Raw genomic sequence first — 18,359 nt, forward strand, 5'->3', positions numbered from 1 at the left:
CATCTTATTGAAATACTTTCTTAAATTGTTTTCCTATTTCATCTTGTTCTTTCTCAACTGTTTTCCAATCAATATGTAATACTGGAATCTCTTCCACATTTGGTCTATTTTCAGCTTTTATATCTGTTCTACCAGGTAATAAATATGCTTTAGAAATTTGTTTTTGTACATCATCTGATAATAAATAATCAATAAACTCTTTTGCACCTTCTACATTTTTACTATCCTTCATAATACCTGCTGCACGTGGGCTAATAACTGTTCCGCTTTTTGGATAAACAATATCAACTGGTTCACCCTTTGCTTTTGCACTGTACGTCATATAGTCAACACCCGCAATGACCATATCTTTTGCTCCTGTTACAACTGGATCTAACGCTTCTTGATTTGCCCCTGCTACTGTAACTTCATTTTTCTTAAGCTGTTCAAATAAATTCCATCCATCTTTTCCATTCTTTTTCACATATCCTGTTACAAAGTCTAAAGCTGAACCTGAAAGTGCTGGATCTGGAAGATTCACTTTCCCTTTCCATTCTCCTTTTGTTATATCGTTCCAATCTTCAGGCGCTGTCTTCACATTTTTTGTGTTATACACAATTCCTAACGCTGAAGCACTATATCCAAAATAATGTCCTTTATCATCCGACCATTCAGAACGAAGCTTATCAGCTTGTTTCGCTTCTTTATAAGCTAACGTTTGTCCATCCTTTTTTAATCCTTCCATCGCTGGTAAAGATGCAAGTACGACTACGTCAACGACTGGATTTTTCTTTTCGGCTTCCATTCGCGCTAAAATCTTACCTGTTGTTCCTTGAAACATTTCCACTTTTATACCCGTTTTCTTTTCAAAGTCCTTTTGAATTTTTTCTGCTAATCCTTTTGGTCCTGCACTATATACAACAATCTTCTTTTCATTCGTAGTTTTACTTTTTGCATCTGCATTACCTGTCTTTGAACTACACCCTGTTACTACGGCAGAAAATAATAAAGTACATACAAATAAAGACTTAAGCGAACTGAATTTCTTCATGCGATTCTCCCCCTATATGATGAATACATTTTTTCGGTACATATAACGATACTGGCTTTCCGATGCTTAGCTTACTATTGTGATAAGCTGTCCATATTCCGATTGCCCCCATATTTACTTTCACTTCGTAACGTTCTCCTACATATGTAACGTGCTGAACTTCACCTGTATACATTTCACACACTTCATTTTTTGTCCAACTTATATGCTCTGGGCGAACCATTTTTTCCCCCTCTACAAGCCAATTTGCCTTACCAACAAATTTTGCAACAAATTCATGAGATGGCTTCACATAAATGTCTTCTGGTGTTCCTTTTTGTAATACTTCTCCTTGTTTCATGACAATAATTTGGTCTGACATTGACATCGCTTCTGTTTGATCGTGCGTGACATACAATGCCGTTAAACCAATAGAATGAACGATATCCATAAGCTCTAATCGCATTTCTTCTCGCAAAATTGCATCGAGTGCACTGAGCGGTTCATCAAACAAAATGAAATGTGGTTTCGTTACAATTGCTCTCGCAAATGCGACACGTTGCTGCTGTCCGCCAGAGAGTTCATGCGGATATCTTTTCTCCATTCCTTGCAAGCGAACTCGCTTTATTGCCTCTTCTACTTTTTCCCGTAATTGATTCGTTTGCTTTGTAGCTCTTAAACCAAATGCAACATTTTCAAATACAGTCATGTGTGGCCATAAAGCAAAATCTTGAAATACCATACCGATATTACGTTCATGAGGAGCTGTTTTTATTTTTTTAGAAGAAGAATACATGCACGTATCTCCAAAATATATTTCACCTTTATCTGGCTCTTCCAGTCCTGCAATCATTCTGAGTAATGTCGTTTTCCCGCATCCCGAAGGTCCTAAAAGTGTGGTGAATTCACCTTGTTTCATCTCAATTTGTAACGGCTTTAACGCTTGTACTTTTCCAAATGATTTTTCTAATCCACTAATTTTAATATCCATCGTTTCACCTCTCTCCCCTCACTCTTAACCTGCTTTCATTCTATATGGAAGATTTATACTGAATGTTAATGTACTGTAAAGATTAAATTAAAAAACTTCTAATAAACTATTTATTTCTATAGATTTTTTCTATAGTTAGAAGAAAAAGGGGCAACTTGCCATGAATCTCTTAAAATTAGAAATCGTAGTGCTTATTAAGAAATACAAAAAGCTCACGATTGTTGCAGAACAGCTTGGTGTTAAACAACCTACTATTACATTCCATATAAAAAGCTTAGAAGAGGAACTCGGTGTACCTTTATTTGAATTACGTTCTGGAAGATATTTCTTAACAGAGGCTGGCGAGGCATTGCATCATTATGCTTGTAAAATAGATGCGCTTATGAAAGAAGCTAGGCGAGTCACGCAAGAGTTTAAAGATTTTCATAAAGGAGCTATAACAATTGGCGCTAGTTATGTACCAGCGACATATCTTTTACCAGAAATTGTTCATCAATTTCAATGTGAATTTCCAAATATAAAAATAACACTCATGGTAAAAACAGCTCCTGAAATTCGAACGATGCTACAAAATCATGAAATTGATCTCGGTGTAATTTCAGCAGCACCGTTTGATGAATCATCTTTAAAACAGACGAATGTAATGCCTGATACACTTGTTCTTGCTTTCTCCAAAGAACATCATTTTTCAAAAAAAGAAAATGTATCACTACAAGATATTGAAAAAGAACGTATAATATTGCATCGTAATCCATCTACAACGAGAGATTTACTTACAAAATGGATGTTAGCTCATAACATTACATTCCAATCCGAAATTGAATTAGATTCATTAGAAACGATGAAACAAATTTTAAAATACGGTAATGGGGTTGCCTTTATTTCTAAACTTGCTATTGAACAAGAAGTACAACGAAATGAACTATGCTATATACCCATCCCTGAATTTGAATTTCAACGTAATATTTATACGATTCATCATGAGGACAGATGGAATTCTAAAATTATTTCTTTTTTACTACATAACATCACTTCTTATGCAACAAAAAATTAAAAGACTGTCGTTTTACACGACAGCCTTTTAAGCTATAACTCTATTTATTTTTCTTCGCTTCAATTTTTGCTTGCGCCTCTTCAGCCTTATCTAATGCTTCTGAAACTTTTTTCTCTTTTTCTTTCACATCATCTACACTATCTACAGCTTTAATGAGTTTATCAATTCCTTCTTCTTCTACTTTTCTCCGTTTTGCTACTCTTTCATTTACTTTCTTTTCTACATCTTTTGCTTTTTGAAGCATATTCTCCGCATTTGATGTTACAGCTGTTTCAAGTGCATCGTCTTTTTTCATTTGTAACACTTCATTTGCAATGTCTTTCGCTTCTAAATACTTACCGTCTTTTAATGCTGTCGCTCCGTGATCCATTTTCTCGGCCATTTCTTTATATGATTTCGCTTCATTTCCCGATTTCTCTTTTTCTGCTTTTTCAAACCACATTGTTGCATCACTATATTTTTCATCTTTCAATGATTGCATACCTGTTTCAATATATGTGTCATAATTACTACATCCAGCCATTACGACTAACAGAAAAAGCATAACAAAACTTAATTTTTTCATGCTGTTGTCTCCTTTTCTTTGCCTGCTCACTTTACTTTAACATACATGAAAAAGAGTTTCAAAAACTAAAATACTGATTCGGTCATTTTTATAATAATAAGTCAAATTTTTATTATTTTATTATTTTTAAGCCGACACATCCACTTGCTTTTTCGCCATATGTTGCCTTACTCCAACTAATACAACTAACAATAAACCTCCGCCTATTGTCATCATAACAATGCTAGTTGGTAACATATCTAATAATAATCCATATACAATCATACCGAGCGGTGCGATTGCAGTCGCAATTGTTTCAAGTAGGCCAAATACACGCCCTAAGTAGTTCGGATCTGTCGTTTTTTGCATATGTACTTGCATCGGAATATTGACAACCATAATTGCTATACCCGTTAACATCATAAAAGCGATATAGTAAATAAAACTCGCTACTTTTGGAATAATAACTAACAACGGAAAGACTGTACATAAACTTAAACCCGCAAATAAAAACAATCCAATATAAATAGAACGAAACGGATTATTTACTTCTTTACGCACAGATAAAGCAATCGCACCCATTAGCATCCCGACTGCTAACATTCCCTCTACAGTACCGAGTTGCTTTGAAGATAAATGCAATGTATGGACGATAATGTATGGCAGTGCAACGGTTAGCCCACACGCAAAAAAGTTTACCCACAATGCTATTTTCATTAAACCATATATTTCATGTTGTCGTTTTACATATGAAAAACCTTCTTTTATACTCGTCAAGAAATGCTCTTTACTCTCAGCCACTTCTTTTTTATATAAATCAAATACGATAAATAATTGCAAAATAACTGCTAAAAAGAACGTAATACTATTTAACAAAAAGAACGACTGAATTGAAAAGAAACCAAATACGACTCCGCCAATAATCGGCCCTAAAATATTTGATAAAGAAGCCGCCGTTTGATTTAAAGCACTCGCTTTTTGAATACGTCCTTCGTCTACTAAACTCGGAATAGACGAAGTTAATGCTACAGAATAAAAACTTGCACAAATTGATAATAATGCTGCTGAAACATAAATAAAAAGAAGTGATGGTCCAAATATAGTAGCAAGAATAAACATAATAAGCATCGTTAAGCTACTCAATAAATCAGTACCAATGACAAGCCATCTTCGATTGATGCGGTCAGCTACAGCACCTGCAATTGGGCCACAGATCATCCTTGGAAGTGATCCGCAAACGAGCGTAGTTGCAAATCCCATTCCTGAACCAGTTGTCTTTAATACGTATAATCCCATTGCAAACGTATAAATACCTGCTCCTAATAAAGACGTCATTTTTCCAATCATCATTAAAATAATATTTCTCGTTGCAATCTTCATTCTTGAATCATGTTGTCCTATACTTACATCTTCCATTATGACACTCTCCCTTTGAAAGTTAAATTGTGTTAAACTTATTATATAATCACCTTTCCCATTATTACAACAAAAAGTTTAATTGTATTTAACTTTTTAATTATAAAGGAGCTACACTATGGCAACTCTCGGCGAAAAAATTAAAGCATTACGTAAAGAAAAAAAACTTACACAAACTGAACTAGCAGGTTCAGAACTGACAAAAAGTATGCTTAGTCAAATTGAAAATGGAAAAGCTACACCTTCTATGAAAACATTACAATATATTGCAGAAAAACTTGAATGTGAACCGAGCTTTTTATTAGAAGAAGATGAAGGAGAAGTTGTAGAACTTATTCAAAAAATGGAGCCACTAATAAAGGCAAATGGCGATGAAGTATACAAAACTTTACTACCTATCGTTCAAACAGATTTACCTCCAACTTTAAATACAGCACGTTTATATAAACAGTTCATAACTGGAGCGGCTATTATGAACGATTATAATATTGAATATTACGTTGAAACAGCTGTTTCTATATTTGAAAAATATACTTTGTATCGCGAAAGTACTGAAACGAAACTACTGTTTTACTATATGCTCTTCAAACGTAAAAAATATAAAGAATGTTTACAATTGATCGCCAGAATTCGCGATGAATATAAAACGAAGAATTTAGAAATGGATCTTATTACACATATACAATTATATTTAAAAGAAGCAATTATTTTACTCGCATATGGCAATTATGAAAAATGTGAAAAAGTCATTTTAGATGCACTTGCATTTTCAAAAAAACATCAAGTGTATTATAAAACAGATGAATTTTACCGTATTTTATCTTATCAAAAAATCATTGTAGCTGATAAAGAACGATATTTATATTACATAAAAAAATCTGAGCAATTTGCCATTTTTACAGAAGATACTTTATCCGCTGCAAATATAGATATATTAAAAGCTTATTACTACAATACAATTACTAATGAATATACAATCGCATTAGAACATCTAGAACAATTTCGAGAAAAACTAAAAAATGATCCAATTTTCCAAGACGATGGACTGTATTATCTTGAAAAAGGAAAATCTTTGTATGGTTTAAAACGTTATAAGGAAGCTTTGGAAACATTAAAACACGCTACCATACCAGATTATATGACTCATCCACTTGATCAATCGTGGTTATTAACAGCTGGATCTTATCGTGCCCTTTGCTATATAGAACTTCAAGATAAAAAATCTGCCTTAAAAGAGGCAAAAGAAGCCGTTCAAACAATAGATAGCTATCCTGATTCGATCTTCTCTTCATTTATTAAAGAAACATTACAAATAATACAAAAACTTTAAGAATGTCTCGAAATGGTATATTATTCCTCCTTTTTAGCAAAGATAATAATGATGGGAGGAATATAAATGAATATTCAACGTGCAAAAGAGCTTTCTGTGTCAGCAGAGCAAGCGAATGTTAGTTTTCAAGGCATGCCTGTTATGATTCAACACGTCGACGAGAGCAATGAAACCGCCCGCATATATGAAGTAAAAAACCCAGGACGCGAATTAACAGTTCCAGTTAATAGCTTAGAGGAAATATAAGAAATGCCACTTCATTTTTTGAAGTGGCATTTTTCTTTGTTCTATTTAAGTATCATCATTCTTATTTTCTCCTTAGTAATCCATACAAACCAATACAAATTACAATGAAACCTACTATTCCACAAGCTAGTTTTACAATTATGTCTCTTGTTTCATAACTTTTAACTTCGACTACACTCTTTTTCAGACGTTCCATTTCCTTTTGCTCACTTTCTACTCGCTCCCCATATACTAACAAACGATATTTACTTGATGTATATGGTTCACATGTAAGCAGTGTAACTTTGTCTTTTCCTTTTACTACATTTAATTTATCCACTTGATTTGGATTAATGATTTCACGTCCAATTATTTTATACACGTGCTGCTTTCCAAATACCTTTACATAGAATACATCTCCATCACTTAACTGATCAAGATGACGAAACATCGTTGCCCCGTGATATCCACGATGTCCTGCCAATACAGCATGTGTATCTTTCCCACCAATAGGTAAAGAAGTCCCTTCAATTTGCCCTACTCCTTTACTTAAGTTTTCTTGACTTGCTCCTAAGTAAATTGGCAACTCCTCATTTATTTTCGGAATAGAAATTGTGCCAAATATTTCATCTTTGTTTATAAAATGTAACAGGTCCGTACTTATTTCATCATCCTGTACAAATGGGTCACTCATTTTGAAAGTAGTTTTCCCTAACGATTTATTATATGTTTCCATCTTTCGAAACTTCTCATTTACATCTTCTATTTTTAAATCATCAACCATTTTTTCATAACGTATCACTTCTGTCTTATACACATAATTGTTTATATAATTAGCGATCATTGGATATATAAATAGTGATAATCCTGTAAGAAACAATGATACGCTTATAAATCCCCTTCTCACACACTCACCACACAATACAATACATACTATTTTCGTTTTTTTAAATAGATTATTAGAAGGACGATGCAAATAATACCAATAGGAAAAACGATCATCCAATCTTCTAAAATGAAAGACTTTGTAATCTTTTCTTTTTCACCAGCATCATATGGAACACGGTGTCCTCTCACTAGTAACCTGTGCGTGTTCACTCCATACGGGGTACACGTAATTAATGTTGCGTAATCTTGTCCTTGTACAACTAATAAGTCTTCCGTTTCATTTGGTAATACAACTTTTATTTGATCTACCTTATAAGCAAGTATTTTATCTAATGAATGTATATAAAATATATCATTCTGTTCGACTTTATCTAAATGAGTAAACATTAGTGCTGAAGGCAAACCGCGATGCCCAGTTAAAACTGTATGCGTATTTTCTCCCCCTACTGGTAGTGAAGATTCATTCAGTTGTCCAACTCCACGACTTAGCACTTCTTCCGTCGTCCCTTGATAAATTGGAAGATTCACATTAATTTTAGGGATTTCTACATACCCCATAACATCCCCTATATTTAACATATCTACATATGAACTTTTTTCCTCATCACTCTTTTCATGAAACGGGTCCGAAAATGTTTGCGTCGTATTTTGGACCTTCTTATTATACTCTCGTGCTTCCGTTTCTTTACGATCAATCTCTTCTTTCTCCAACTTCTTTACTGCTTCGTCATAGGTACTTACTTCTGAATAATGTGTTCTTGTTGCAAACCAATTGCTCACAGTTGGATAGAGAAATATACTTAATCCTAGTAAAAAAATACTTCCAAAGATAATATTTCGTTTCATAACATCCTCTTTCACTTCGGATAAAATACGGAAAAGAGGAAAGCATTTTACCTTTCCTCTTTTCCAAACTCAATTATTATAAAATATGAATTAAGAATTCTTTACCGGTTTCTTTCTAAAGAAAATAAACGCTGCTGTCACCATTAATAACAGACCAACTACCGTAAAGAGAATTGTTCCCATACCACCTGTTGCTGGAATAATCCATCCACTCTTATTATTCTCAACTTGCAAATCAATTACATTTTTATCTTTATCTATTTTAATATCAATCGGATCTCTTAATTTTTGATATTGTTCTACTGCACCATCTTCATCTTTATACTTTGGTGCTACCGTTTCGACAATTTGATATTCACCGTACGGGATTTCATTCCATGTAATAATACCATTCGCATCGGTGATATCATCCATTTTCTTTTTGTTTACTGTTACAACATTTCCCTTTTTATCTCGTAATTCGAATCTTGCACCTTCTAATTTCAAATTCTTATTCTTGCCATCTACTTTTTCAATTTTAATATTTCCCATAGTTGGTGTAACCACTACTTCATTAGATGGCTTTCCATCTTTTTCTGATGAAACATCATCTTTATTTACAAAATCAAGTACTGCTTTGTTCGGAATTTTCACTCCAGATTCAACATTACTTCTAATTTTTGCAGTAATCTGTAAGTGTAATTCTTTACCTGTTACTTTCGAAAAATCTTCTATCGAAGCAATAACCTTTTGTCCAGCTACAATCACATTTACAGTACTATCAACAACCTTTTTACCATCAATCGTTACTACTGGAGTCCCAACGATTTCTAGACGATCATCTAAAACATCTGTTACGACGTAATTTTTATACGTTTGAATATCCTCAGGAAGCAATGTTTTAATATCATACGTATACTCTGTTTCACGATTTATTCCCGCATTTTTAGAATCATCATTAATCGTTTTTTCAATTGTAGGTTCTTTAAAGTTTACTACATCTTTTTCTAATTTAACTGGTATATCTTTCTCTCTAATAGAAAAAGGATACTCTTGTTTACTTGTTATATAACCTTTTGGAGCCTTCTCCTCAATAAAATAATAGTCTCCATACTCTAATGACTCCACATGAATCTTACCATCTGTTCCTGATACTAATGGATGAGGTGTTTTTACTTGTGTGTGTGTTCCATCTTCATTTTTCTTAAATAAATGGAATTCCGCACCTTCTAATACACGGCCTCCCTCACCTTTTTTTATTAACTCTACTGAACCACGTTTCGTTTCATTCTTTGGGTAAATGTGAACATCGTAATTTAAATCTTTACCATCTGCGCTCGTCATTGGAATATCAACTATAAACTTAGTCTTATCCAATTCAATACGATCTGGAGCTTTAATCGCTTTTACTTCATAACGTCCTAAAGGAAGATTTGAAAAAAACGCTTCTCCTTTATCATCTGTTACTTTTGTAATGGGACTATCTGTAAGTTCTTTCATAATTTCTTTCCCATCAGAACTTTTTTCAAATGAGGCAATACGTTTAATTTCAAATGTTACATCCTTTAAAGGTTTTGCTCCATCTGGAACACTTTGTCCTTCTTTCCCATTGCCCTCTACACCAGGCTTTGCATCTTTATCCTTCTCATACTTATGAATCGTTAAAGTACCTGTACTTCTTGATTCAGCACTAACCGTCATATTCATTAATGTTGAAAAAGCTAATACACATATTAATAATAAGCTAAAAATCCTTTTCATTATTCGTCACTCCCCTATTGTATCTATCTTTGTTGCAAACTACTAATCTATTTCATAATCTTTCTTTTTCTAAAGAAGAAGAAAGATGTAATGAACATCAATGTTCCACCAATTACATAAAAGACAATTGTTCCTATGCCACCTGTTTCAGGGATAATCCACTCATTTTTATGATTTACTATTTTTATTTTTGGGGCGGATACATCGCTAGTCACATGAATTTCAATTGGCTCTTTCAAAAGCATATATCCTACTGGTGCTTGTACTTCTTTTAACGTATATTTTCCAACTAACAATGGATTTGAAATAGCTACACCATTTTTATCCGTTGTTAATTCAGATACTATTTTTCCATCTTTATCAATTACTTGAAATACTGCGCCTTCTAATTTCAGATTTTCATTGTTCGCATCTACTTTTTCAATCTCAATCTTCCCGAAAGACGGTGGTAGAATAAAGGCTTCATTTGACACAGTTTGCTTTTGATCAAATAGTAACTCCGCAGTATTTCGTATACCACCTTTTGCAGTATATGATTCTAATACTTCCACACCTTTATCTACATTCAACTTTGATTTAATGTGCATCGTATACGCTTGATCAACTAGATACTCATAACTTCCATCTTGCTTTGGTAATTCAATTTTCACCTTTTTCGACTGCTCATCGATTTCAGGTATAACTTGTATCTCTTCATCATTTGCATTTACAAGTCTTACTTGTTCAACTTGTAAAATATCTTCTAAATCATCTTGTAATACGATTTTCTCCAAGTATGCTACATCATTTCCAAAATTATAGTTTACATGCCATGTAAACTCTTCATTCTCACTTTGTAACGTTGCCTTTTCTACTTCTTTTTCATCTGCATCAGAAACTGTTTTTATAACCTTTGGTTCCTTCGCTTCCACTTTCGTTTTTACGTTTGGTTTTTCTGGTGGCAGTTCTTTGCCATCAGGTGTTTTTCCTTCCACAATCGCTATATTTTCTATTTCTTTCGTTTTCAGCGATTCCTTTGTAACTTTCACCTTGAAAGTTACAATTCGTTCTTCTGTATCAAATACATCACCGACATTAAATTTAACTGTATGATCCTCATACGATCCCGCATCTTCATCTATCGCATCAGTTAACGAATTCCCATTCATTTTCATACTACCTGCTATATACTCCACTCCGTTAGGAAGCTTATCGACAATGCGAACATCTTTTATAAGTCCATTTTCAACTTTATTCCGAAGTTTAATTTTATACTCAAGCTCATCGCCTACATGTACTTTTCCGTCTACTCCCCCCGTTACTTCTTTCTTCGCATCTAGTTGTCCGTACAATGGGTTAACTGACGTTTCGACTTCTGGTTTCTCTTGTTCTGGTACACTAATAGATTCTACTACTGCACTATTTTTAATTTTCTTATTTGCCATTTCAGGTTTCACAACGACTTCAAATGAAATTGCTCGTTCTTCATCCCCATTAAGGTCACCAATATTTGCATATATAATTCCATCTTTTATATGTGCACGATCATCATCTTCCGCGTCTGTTTGTTTCTTTCCATCTATCTTCAATGTATCCGGAACATACTCTACCCCTTCAGGTAGTGGATCCGTTACAGTGACAGCTTTTAATATAGAATCGGTTACACTATTTTTAGCTTTTATCGTGTACTCAAGTTTATCTCCTACATTAAGAGTTTCACCATTTACATTTTTAGCTAATTTTTCAGCCTCAAGTTTACCTTGTTTCACATCAAGATTAGGCTTTACTTTTACTACTACTTTATTAGAAGCATTATCTTCAACTTTACTTCCTGTTAGCTCATCTAACCCTCGAACAATAGCAGTATTCGGAATTTCACTTTCTATTTTTCTCCCTCTTAATTTCGCCTTAAATTCAACGATTGTTTCAGGTGTTTTATCTGTATAAACTCCGCCTTTCGAAGCATTTGCTCCTTCACCAATTCTAATCGTTAACTTTCTCGTCTTCTCATCATAATCAACTTGATCATCTAGCGCCTGATCAGTTTGATCACCCGCATTCGGACCAGAAATGATTTTCACCGATCCAGGTATAAACTTTAAACGACGATCTAGAACATCTTCAATCTTTGTATCAACTGCACTTGAATTCGGCTCAATATTTTTGACTTTTAATCGATATGTAACTTCTTCACCTGATTCGTATTTTTCTTTCACATTAACGACTGATTTCTCAATATCAAGTTCTGGCGCTGTTGCATTCACCGCAAAGGCTAAAGTGTTTAATACGTAGTCATCACCAGATGTGTATGCTCTCAACTTAATTTCTTTTTGTCCTGGCTGAATATAACCTTCTGGTAGTTTAATTAAATCCGCATCAATGCCTAAGTTATTTCGATAATCTGGCGCAAAGGTCCCTGGATACTTATCACGCATATGTTGTCCATATTCAGAAATAGTTGAGTTGAATATATTATTAAGAGGATTTAATTCATCAGTGATTTCTTTAAATTTATTTTTACCGTCAATATCAATTTCAAGTTTATCATATAACCAGTACCGATCACCCTGCACAGCAAATACAGATACTTTCGGATCTAATTGGCCACTTTTAGCTGCAATAAAATCTTTTAAGGTAAACACTTTAAATCCTGAACTACCTGCTCTCTTTAACCCGCCATCATACACAGTGAATGCTTTACGTGTTTGTGACTTATCCTTCGTGATAACTAGCATATACCACCCCGCAAAAGAGTAGTATCCATAACTATAGGCAGTATTCGAATTAGGATAAGGAATATTCGCTACAGTATAGCTTCCGCCTTTTGAATTAGACATTTGCAAAAGTTGTGTCACATCTGCATAATTTGAATAATACGTACCATTTATTCCGAAGCCACTTCCTAATTTACTTCCGGAATATGTATGGTTGGGCACAACATTAAAATGCTCCCCAGTTGGAGTTGAAAACTTTATAGGTGCAGTATATTGCTGTGGTGTTAACTCATAACGTGTTGAACTCCAATATAACCCTGCCCATTCAATCTCAGCTTCACTTGGAATCAGAATATATGCCTTTGAAGAATTGGATGTTTCTGGATCATCATCAACATCGATTAATTCACGGTAATATTTTGCTGGTGCCGTGTCCCATGTCACATCATTAATATCAGAATATAAAGCTTTTTCTCTTTGTTTACCTTCAACTTTTATTCCTAAATTCACATTCCCAGTAGAATACATATCACCTTTATGAATGGATTGATAAGTCGGTTCGTTAAAACCTTCATCCTCAGTAATTTCTGCTTTTACATTCTCTGGTGGACTAAAAAAATGTAACTGAGATAGTATTAAAAATATACTCATCCATACTACAATGACTTTTATTATTTTTCTATTCTTTACCCTATTGTTACTCAACGCCTCCACCTCCTGACATTTAATTAGAAATATATTTGTTTTATAGTACTATTTTAGCATAACAGTTAGATTTTCATAGCCGTTTTACTATTTTTATTTTTCAGTTAATTTTACCATTTTTTTATTTTTACATTTTACTAGCATGTTTTTTCGAATGTATCCTCCTTGCATCTATGTACTCTTTATAATCTATCGTTTTTAGCATCATTTCATGGAAGCCGGATAAAGTGAAACTTTAATCAGCCCTCACCAATCGGACTTTAATGGGCAGCCCGCCCCCCACCTAACTTCTTTAATCTCGCTGAATTTTGAGGTGGGGGTCTTACTGCCGATTAAAGTCGGATAAACGGAAAAAAGCCCCATGCTTCTTTTCTTTTTATTTCGTGCTAAAATTCAAACTATGAAATAATTTTTAAGGGGGAATGGGAATGGAGAACACATCACAAAAAACAAGTCATTATTATGCAGTTATATTCACTTCTAATTTATCAAATGATACAACAGACTATAATGCCGCTTCTGACAAAATGGAGGAACTTGCAAAGCAGCAACCTGGATTTCTAGGTGTAGAAAGTGCACGAGATCATTCAGGGCTCGGAATCACAATTTCTTATTGGGAATCACTTGAGGCGATTGAAAATTGGAAACAGAACGCCTTACATAGAGAAGCGAAAAAAAGAGGTCGTGAGCAATGGTATGAAAACTTCCACCTTCGTATCTGCCTTGTTGAGAAAGAATTTAAATTTCATAGAGGTACTTTATAACGATGAAGAAAAAATTAGCTCTCGTTGTTGTTCATGAGATATATGGTGTGAACGACCATATGCATCACGTTACCGACCACTTCACTTCATCTCATATAGATGTATTCTGTCCTAATCTGCTACAATCGCAACCTGCATTTCATTATAGTGATGAAGAAAAAGCATATCATTTTTTTATGAATCATATTGGATTTGAAGATGGAAAAAAGCAAATTGAAACATTCATTACTCATCTTTCTAGTCGTTACACACATATTGGACTTATCGGCTTTAGTGTTGGTGCTACCATCTCATGGCTATGTAGTAACAATCCAAAAATAGATTTTATTATTGGATGTTACGGTTCCCGTATACGCGACTATGTTCACATAAAGCCTACATGCGCTACATTACTTATATTCCCTGAAAAAGAAGCTAGTTTTTCAGTATCCTCTTTCATTCAATCGTTGCAGCAACAAAAAAATCCTTTATTAGAAATCAAACAACTACATGGTAAACATGGGTTTCTAAATCCGTACACTAAAAAATATAACGAGCACTCTACAAAGCAAGCATACAATGTAATAGATGCATTTCTTGTAAAAAACACTTTTATAAAGGAGAGCTAAATGACGCTTACATTATTCTTACTTATTTTCATATTCATTGCTTTTTTCTCAGTGCTAACTATTATTCTAGTAACCGTAAAAAAAGGAGCGTTTTCCAAACGCCCCTACTTACAATCTATTATCGTTTACATTTTATTTTTTACAAATTGGATTTTATATTTAACATCTTTTTATGCGTTACTCCCTGAGAAAATTAGCGAGTTACTATTCCTGCCCATTTGGTTTTTCCTTTGCATATTAGGTTTTATCGCTTTCTGGCGCGAATGGAGAAACAACCGTGTATTCTCCATATGTATCGGTTTTCTTTCCTTTATTAGTTTTTTATTTGGGCTGTTTTTTTTACTTCTTTCAGGGATGTGACTGTTATAAGGAGGATAAAAATCCCCTTTATAACAGTCTTTTTCGTTCCATAACGAAAGGAATTATTAAATAAAGAGCGTAAGCAATCGCCATCCAAATGGTAAATGACATAATTTGCTGTGAGGAGAATTGTGAGAATAGATTAGAAGAATTATATAAAATGTAAGTATCTAAAATTAAACCGATTGCTGTACCGCATATACCTAACTTAATAACTGCATATTTCGTAGTATCTAGTTTTTTGTATAGCCACATTACAAAGTATAAAGCTATAGCCGTTCCTAATTCAAGAAACGTTAATTGTAGAAAAAATCTACTTGAAGTGTATTCCAATAAAACAGAAGAACCGAAAATAACGAAGAACGCTGAGGCAAAAAACCAAACGCCGATAGAAAATAAAATAGTGAGCCAAAGTTTATTATTCACTACCATTACCTCCCTTTTGTAGCTCTATGAACTTTTCCAATAACAGGTGCAAATCACCATATACTTTGTCGCTAGAAAAAGATGGATTGAATAAGGCTTGCAATGCCAATCCATCAATTAATGCATTACATAAAATGCTCCACGTTTCAGTTGAAATTTGAGATGTCATTGTACCTCCTATATTTTTATTTAACACTCTTGTTAATTCTTGATTTTCATAATGTAACAATCCACCAATTTTATTTTTCATCGCATCATTTTGTAATCCACTAGCTACTAATTGAAAAAACAAATGATGATACATTGAATCTTTCACACATCTACTTTCGGCAGACTGCAAAGCCTTTTCTAACTGTACATCCTTTCCTAGTTGTTCCCACGACGCTTTACAAAACGATTCAGTTACTTCCAGTAATAATTGATCTTTCGTTTTAAAATGATAATATACGGTACCTTGTGTAACTTGAGCACTCTCTGCAACTGCTTTTAATGTCAACTTTTCCATCCCATGCTCTGCAATAATTTCTTTTGCTGCTTGTAGTAAATTCTCTTTATTAACAACATTTGGTTTTGCCACTTCTATGACCACCTTTTAAGTTAGTTGGATAACTAACTTAAATTATACAGAAAAATCAGATAAAACAAAAGAAAGAAAAGTCAACTTTCAACTTTTCTTCCTTCTATTTTTACCTTTAGCTTTCACTGTCACTGATTCACAAGGTGTGTAATAAATTTGAGGTGTCGCCTTATCAACAAACATCATAAACGTAATGAAGCCGATAATAAAGAAAATAAACAACGTTAACAAAATTGCTCCTATCGTTAAAAGTATCATAACACCACCCCTATATTTTTCATGTTATTACACCTTTCGGTATTATATGAGCGTAATCCTTTTTAGAAAAAGAAACGTAACAAAATAATCACAATCACACCCGTTAATACTGCACCTAATAAACTACGAGTATATATCGCAACAAGAAATGTTGGAATTGCTGCGATCTGGTAATCCCACTGCATCGTCTCATGCATAAATAATACTTGTGCTAAAAGTGCTGCTAATATCGCGATTGGTATGTAATTTAACCATTTTAAACCCCAGTCTGGAATTTGTAGTTTACTAAATACGAGTAGAGGTAAAATACGTGGCACGAGTGTGACAGCTCCTGCTGCTAATAAAAGTAATATTATATCTAATCTCATTTCCATTTTTCAATCACCACTCCAATCGTCGCAGCTAGTAGTGTTGCGATAATAACCGCTATACTATCTGGCATAAATAAGTGTGAAACATATGCGATGATAATTGCTACAATTGCAACAGTAAGATGAATTGCTAACTTCGGTTTACTACTTATGAGCTGAAGTACAAATAACCCGATAAACATTGCTGGTAATGCATAATCCATACCGTACGTATGCGGATCTGGTATCCATTCACCAAATAGCCCGCCGATAATAGTAGCAAGGATCCAATTTAAATAAGCCGTTACATTTAGCCCAATCATCCATCTTTCGCCTAAATATCCTTTTTGCGCTGCATGCTGTACTGCAACGCCGAACGTTTCATCTGTAATTTGAGAACCAATTAGTAAGTTTTTAAATAGAGGCAGTTTCGTAAAGTACGGTGCAAGCGCAGCACTCATTAGAAGGTGGCGTAAATTAACAAAAAAGACGGTGAAAATGATCGCTGAAGCAGGTGCACCAGCTGCATACATACCAGCTAATATAAATTGGGCAGAACCTGCATAAATTAAAGTCGACATAAACGCAATTTCAATAATGGAGAAACCTGCTGTTTTTGCAATTACACCAGCTGCTATACCGATGCTTAAATAACCAAATACAGTTGGTAAACAATCTTTTACTCCTTGCTGAAATGTATCATCGCTTTGCAAAGCTACATGTGCCTGAGCTTTACTCATCCGTATCATCCTCCATTCCTTCTAAAGTTCGTTTTCCTGTTACGACATGAACTAAATCTATATTTTCACGCCATAACGTATCTAACTTATCAGCTCCAAATTCCTGCGTGATTTCTTCAACCATAATATCGTGCCGCACATACTCTGTAGCAACGAGAACTAGAGCTGGGTCATACGTTGTAACAGCCCATGAAGTGCTATCATTTGAGAAGTTCGCAATTAATACTTCTTCTCCGTCACGCGCAATTACAGTTAAATGACCACCCATTCTCTTTTCAACAACGTGAGGCGTCATATAATTATGGTGAAACGTCGCTCCTATTTTTGTTTCTGGAGCGCCAAATAAGATTGAAAATATATGTACTCCCTCTTCTTCCTTTTGATGAATGTATGGCTCAATTTCATGCACTTGATCTTCCCATACAGAAATCCATAACTCTTCCTTCGCTCTATTAATTATATTGCATATTTCCTTCAAAACACGATCATTTGAGCGAATATGCGAAATTACATCTATTTGTCGCTCTTGTTCTAAACCATTTAATTTCTCATCTAAAAATTCAAAGGATTTTTCAAAGTCTTTTCGCATTCGATTCATTAATTCCGTAGCTGGTACTGGTACATATTTAACTGGTTCAGAAGGTACAATATGTACTGCTCCTTTATCCATTAACTTACCTAGTACCTCGTAAATCATAGAACGAGGTACTCCTGTTTGTTTACTCACTTCATACCCAGTTACTGGGGAATGTTTTAGTAGTCCAATATACGCTTTACATTCGTACTGGGAAAAACCTAGCTTTTGTAATTCCTTTATAATTTCATCCATTAGTAC

Annotated in this window: 20 protein-coding genes; 6 read left to right on the plus strand and 14 right to left on the minus strand. The window is 34.1% G+C overall.

All coding sequences use genetic code 11. From position 1 onward, the window contains the following. Positions 1-4: 4 nt before the first annotated feature. Both LMD38_RS17920 and LMD38_RS17925 read right to left on the minus strand, forming a co-directional pair. A complete protein-coding gene (locus tag LMD38_RS17920) occupies positions 5-1,030 on the minus strand; it encodes an ABC transporter substrate-binding protein (protein WP_073529980.1) in 1,026 nt (341 codons plus the stop codon). Next, entirely contained in the window at positions 1,008-2,000 is a 993-nt protein-coding gene (locus LMD38_RS17925; RefSeq protein ID WP_228919838.1) for an ABC transporter ATP-binding protein, read from the minus strand. Before LMD38_RS17925 ends, LMD38_RS17920 begins: the two co-directional genes overlap by 23 nt. 160 nt (positions 2,001-2,160) lie before the next feature. On the opposite strand from LMD38_RS17925, the gene LMD38_RS17930 reads away from it, so the two are divergent. Continuing rightward, positions 2,161-3,054: a LysR family transcriptional regulator gene (locus LMD38_RS17930; RefSeq protein ID WP_001050630.1), complete on the plus strand. Its 894-nt coding sequence runs from the start codon at positions 2,161-2,163 to the stop codon at positions 3,052-3,054. Between the two features lie 40 nt (positions 3,055-3,094). Here LMD38_RS17930 and LMD38_RS17935 read toward each other — a convergent pair whose 3' ends face one another. Both LMD38_RS17935 and LMD38_RS17940 read right to left on the minus strand, forming a co-directional pair. After that, positions 3,095-3,619: a COG3014 family protein gene (locus LMD38_RS17935; RefSeq protein ID WP_228919844.1), complete on the minus strand. Its 525-nt coding sequence runs from the start codon at positions 3,617-3,619 to the stop codon at positions 3,095-3,097. A gap of 126 nt (positions 3,620-3,745) precedes the next feature. Continuing rightward, the gene (locus LMD38_RS17940; protein WP_000390441.1) at positions 3,746-5,014 is read right to left on the minus strand and encodes an MFS transporter; all 1,269 of its coding nucleotides are present in this window, start codon (positions 5,012-5,014) and stop codon (positions 3,746-3,748) included. A 118-nt stretch (positions 5,015-5,132) separates the two neighbouring features. Between LMD38_RS17940 and LMD38_RS17945 the strand changes: the two genes are divergently transcribed. Together LMD38_RS17945 and LMD38_RS17950 are read left to right on the plus strand one after the other, a co-directional pair. Next, positions 5,133-6,344: a helix-turn-helix domain-containing protein gene (locus LMD38_RS17945; RefSeq protein WP_062822481.1), complete on the plus strand. Its 1,212-nt coding sequence runs from the start codon at positions 5,133-5,135 to the stop codon at positions 6,342-6,344. A 66-nt stretch (positions 6,345-6,410) separates the two neighbouring features. Beyond that, entirely contained in the window at positions 6,411-6,590 is a 180-nt protein-coding gene (locus LMD38_RS17950; RefSeq protein WP_001025740.1) for an H-type small acid-soluble spore protein, read from the plus strand. 61 nt (positions 6,591-6,651) lie between these two features. Here the strand turns inward: LMD38_RS17950 and LMD38_RS17955 are convergent, their stop codons facing one another. The 4 genes from LMD38_RS17955 to LMD38_RS17970 all read right to left on the minus strand — a co-directional run bounded on the left by LMD38_RS17955 (position 6,652) and on the right by LMD38_RS17970 (position 13,387). Then, positions 6,652-7,476, minus strand: a complete 825-nt coding sequence (locus LMD38_RS17955; protein WP_033677747.1) for a class C sortase — start codon at positions 7,474-7,476, stop codon at positions 6,652-6,654. Between the two features lie 26 nt (positions 7,477-7,502). Further along, a complete protein-coding gene (locus LMD38_RS17960; RefSeq protein ID WP_000827797.1) occupies positions 7,503-8,303 on the minus strand; it encodes a class C sortase in 801 nt (266 codons plus the stop codon). A gap of 90 nt (positions 8,304-8,393) precedes the next feature. Continuing rightward, a complete protein-coding gene (locus tag LMD38_RS17965) occupies positions 8,394-10,043 on the minus strand; it encodes a SpaH/EbpB family LPXTG-anchored major pilin (protein ID WP_228919846.1) in 1,650 nt (549 codons plus the stop codon). Positions 10,044-10,090: 47 nt separating this feature from the next. Beyond that, entirely contained in the window at positions 10,091-13,387 is a 3,297-nt protein-coding gene (locus LMD38_RS17970) for an isopeptide-forming domain-containing fimbrial protein (protein ID WP_228920372.1), read from the minus strand. Between the two features lie 482 nt (positions 13,388-13,869). Here LMD38_RS17970 and LMD38_RS17975 point away from each other — a divergent pair, with 482 nt between their 5' ends. The 3 genes from LMD38_RS17975 to LMD38_RS17985 are packed head-to-tail and all read left to right on the plus strand — an operon-like array spanning position 13,870 to position 15,173. Beyond that, positions 13,870-14,205, plus strand: a complete 336-nt coding sequence (locus LMD38_RS17975; protein ID WP_061183340.1) for an antibiotic biosynthesis monooxygenase family protein — start codon at positions 13,870-13,872, stop codon at positions 14,203-14,205. Positions 14,206-14,207: 2 nt separating this feature from the next. Continuing rightward, positions 14,208-14,813, plus strand: coding sequence for a dienelactone hydrolase family protein (locus LMD38_RS17980; RefSeq protein WP_228919848.1), 606 nt, complete (start codon positions 14,208-14,210; stop codon positions 14,811-14,813). Further along, positions 14,814-15,173 carry a hypothetical protein gene (locus tag LMD38_RS17985; protein WP_228919850.1) on the plus strand — a complete coding sequence of 120 codons (360 nt, stop codon included), beginning with the start codon at positions 14,814-14,816 and terminating at the stop codon, positions 15,171-15,173. Between the two features lie 27 nt (positions 15,174-15,200). On the opposite strand, the gene LMD38_RS17990 is transcribed toward LMD38_RS17985, so the two are convergent. From LMD38_RS17990 to LMD38_RS18015, 6 genes are all read right to left on the minus strand, one after another. Beyond that, the gene (locus LMD38_RS17990; RefSeq protein WP_061183343.1) at positions 15,201-15,599 is read right to left on the minus strand and encodes a DUF5367 family protein; all 399 of its coding nucleotides are present in this window, start codon (positions 15,597-15,599) and stop codon (positions 15,201-15,203) included. Further along, positions 15,592-16,176, minus strand: a complete 585-nt coding sequence (locus LMD38_RS17995) for a TetR/AcrR family transcriptional regulator (protein ID WP_001118328.1) — start codon at positions 16,174-16,176, stop codon at positions 15,592-15,594. The genes LMD38_RS17990 and LMD38_RS17995 overlap by 8 nt, the downstream gene beginning before the upstream one ends. Before the next feature lie 87 nt (positions 16,177-16,263). Then, positions 16,264-16,434 (minus strand): DUF3951 domain-containing protein, encoded by a 171-nt coding sequence (locus tag LMD38_RS18000; protein ID WP_016717085.1) that lies wholly within the window; start codon positions 16,432-16,434, stop codon positions 16,264-16,266. Between the two features lie 62 nt (positions 16,435-16,496). Further along, on the minus strand, positions 16,497-16,808 hold the full coding sequence (locus LMD38_RS18005) for an AzlD domain-containing protein (RefSeq protein ID WP_228919852.1): 312 nt from the start codon (positions 16,806-16,808) through the stop codon (positions 16,497-16,499). Continuing rightward, positions 16,799-17,524, minus strand: a complete 726-nt coding sequence (locus LMD38_RS18010; RefSeq protein ID WP_016717083.1) for an AzlC family ABC transporter permease — start codon at positions 17,522-17,524, stop codon at positions 16,799-16,801. The genes LMD38_RS18005 and LMD38_RS18010 overlap by 10 nt, the downstream gene beginning before the upstream one ends. Next, entirely contained in the window at positions 17,517-18,353 is an 837-nt protein-coding gene (locus LMD38_RS18015) for a TrmB family transcriptional regulator (RefSeq protein WP_049112006.1), read from the minus strand. Before LMD38_RS18015 ends, LMD38_RS18010 begins: the two co-directional genes overlap by 8 nt. Positions 18,354-18,359: the final 6 nt, after the last annotated feature.

Source organism: Bacillus pacificus (assembly GCF_020861345.1).
In the GTDB taxonomy this organism is placed as follows: domain Bacteria; phylum Bacillota; class Bacilli; order Bacillales; family Bacillaceae_G; genus Bacillus_A; species Bacillus_A pacificus.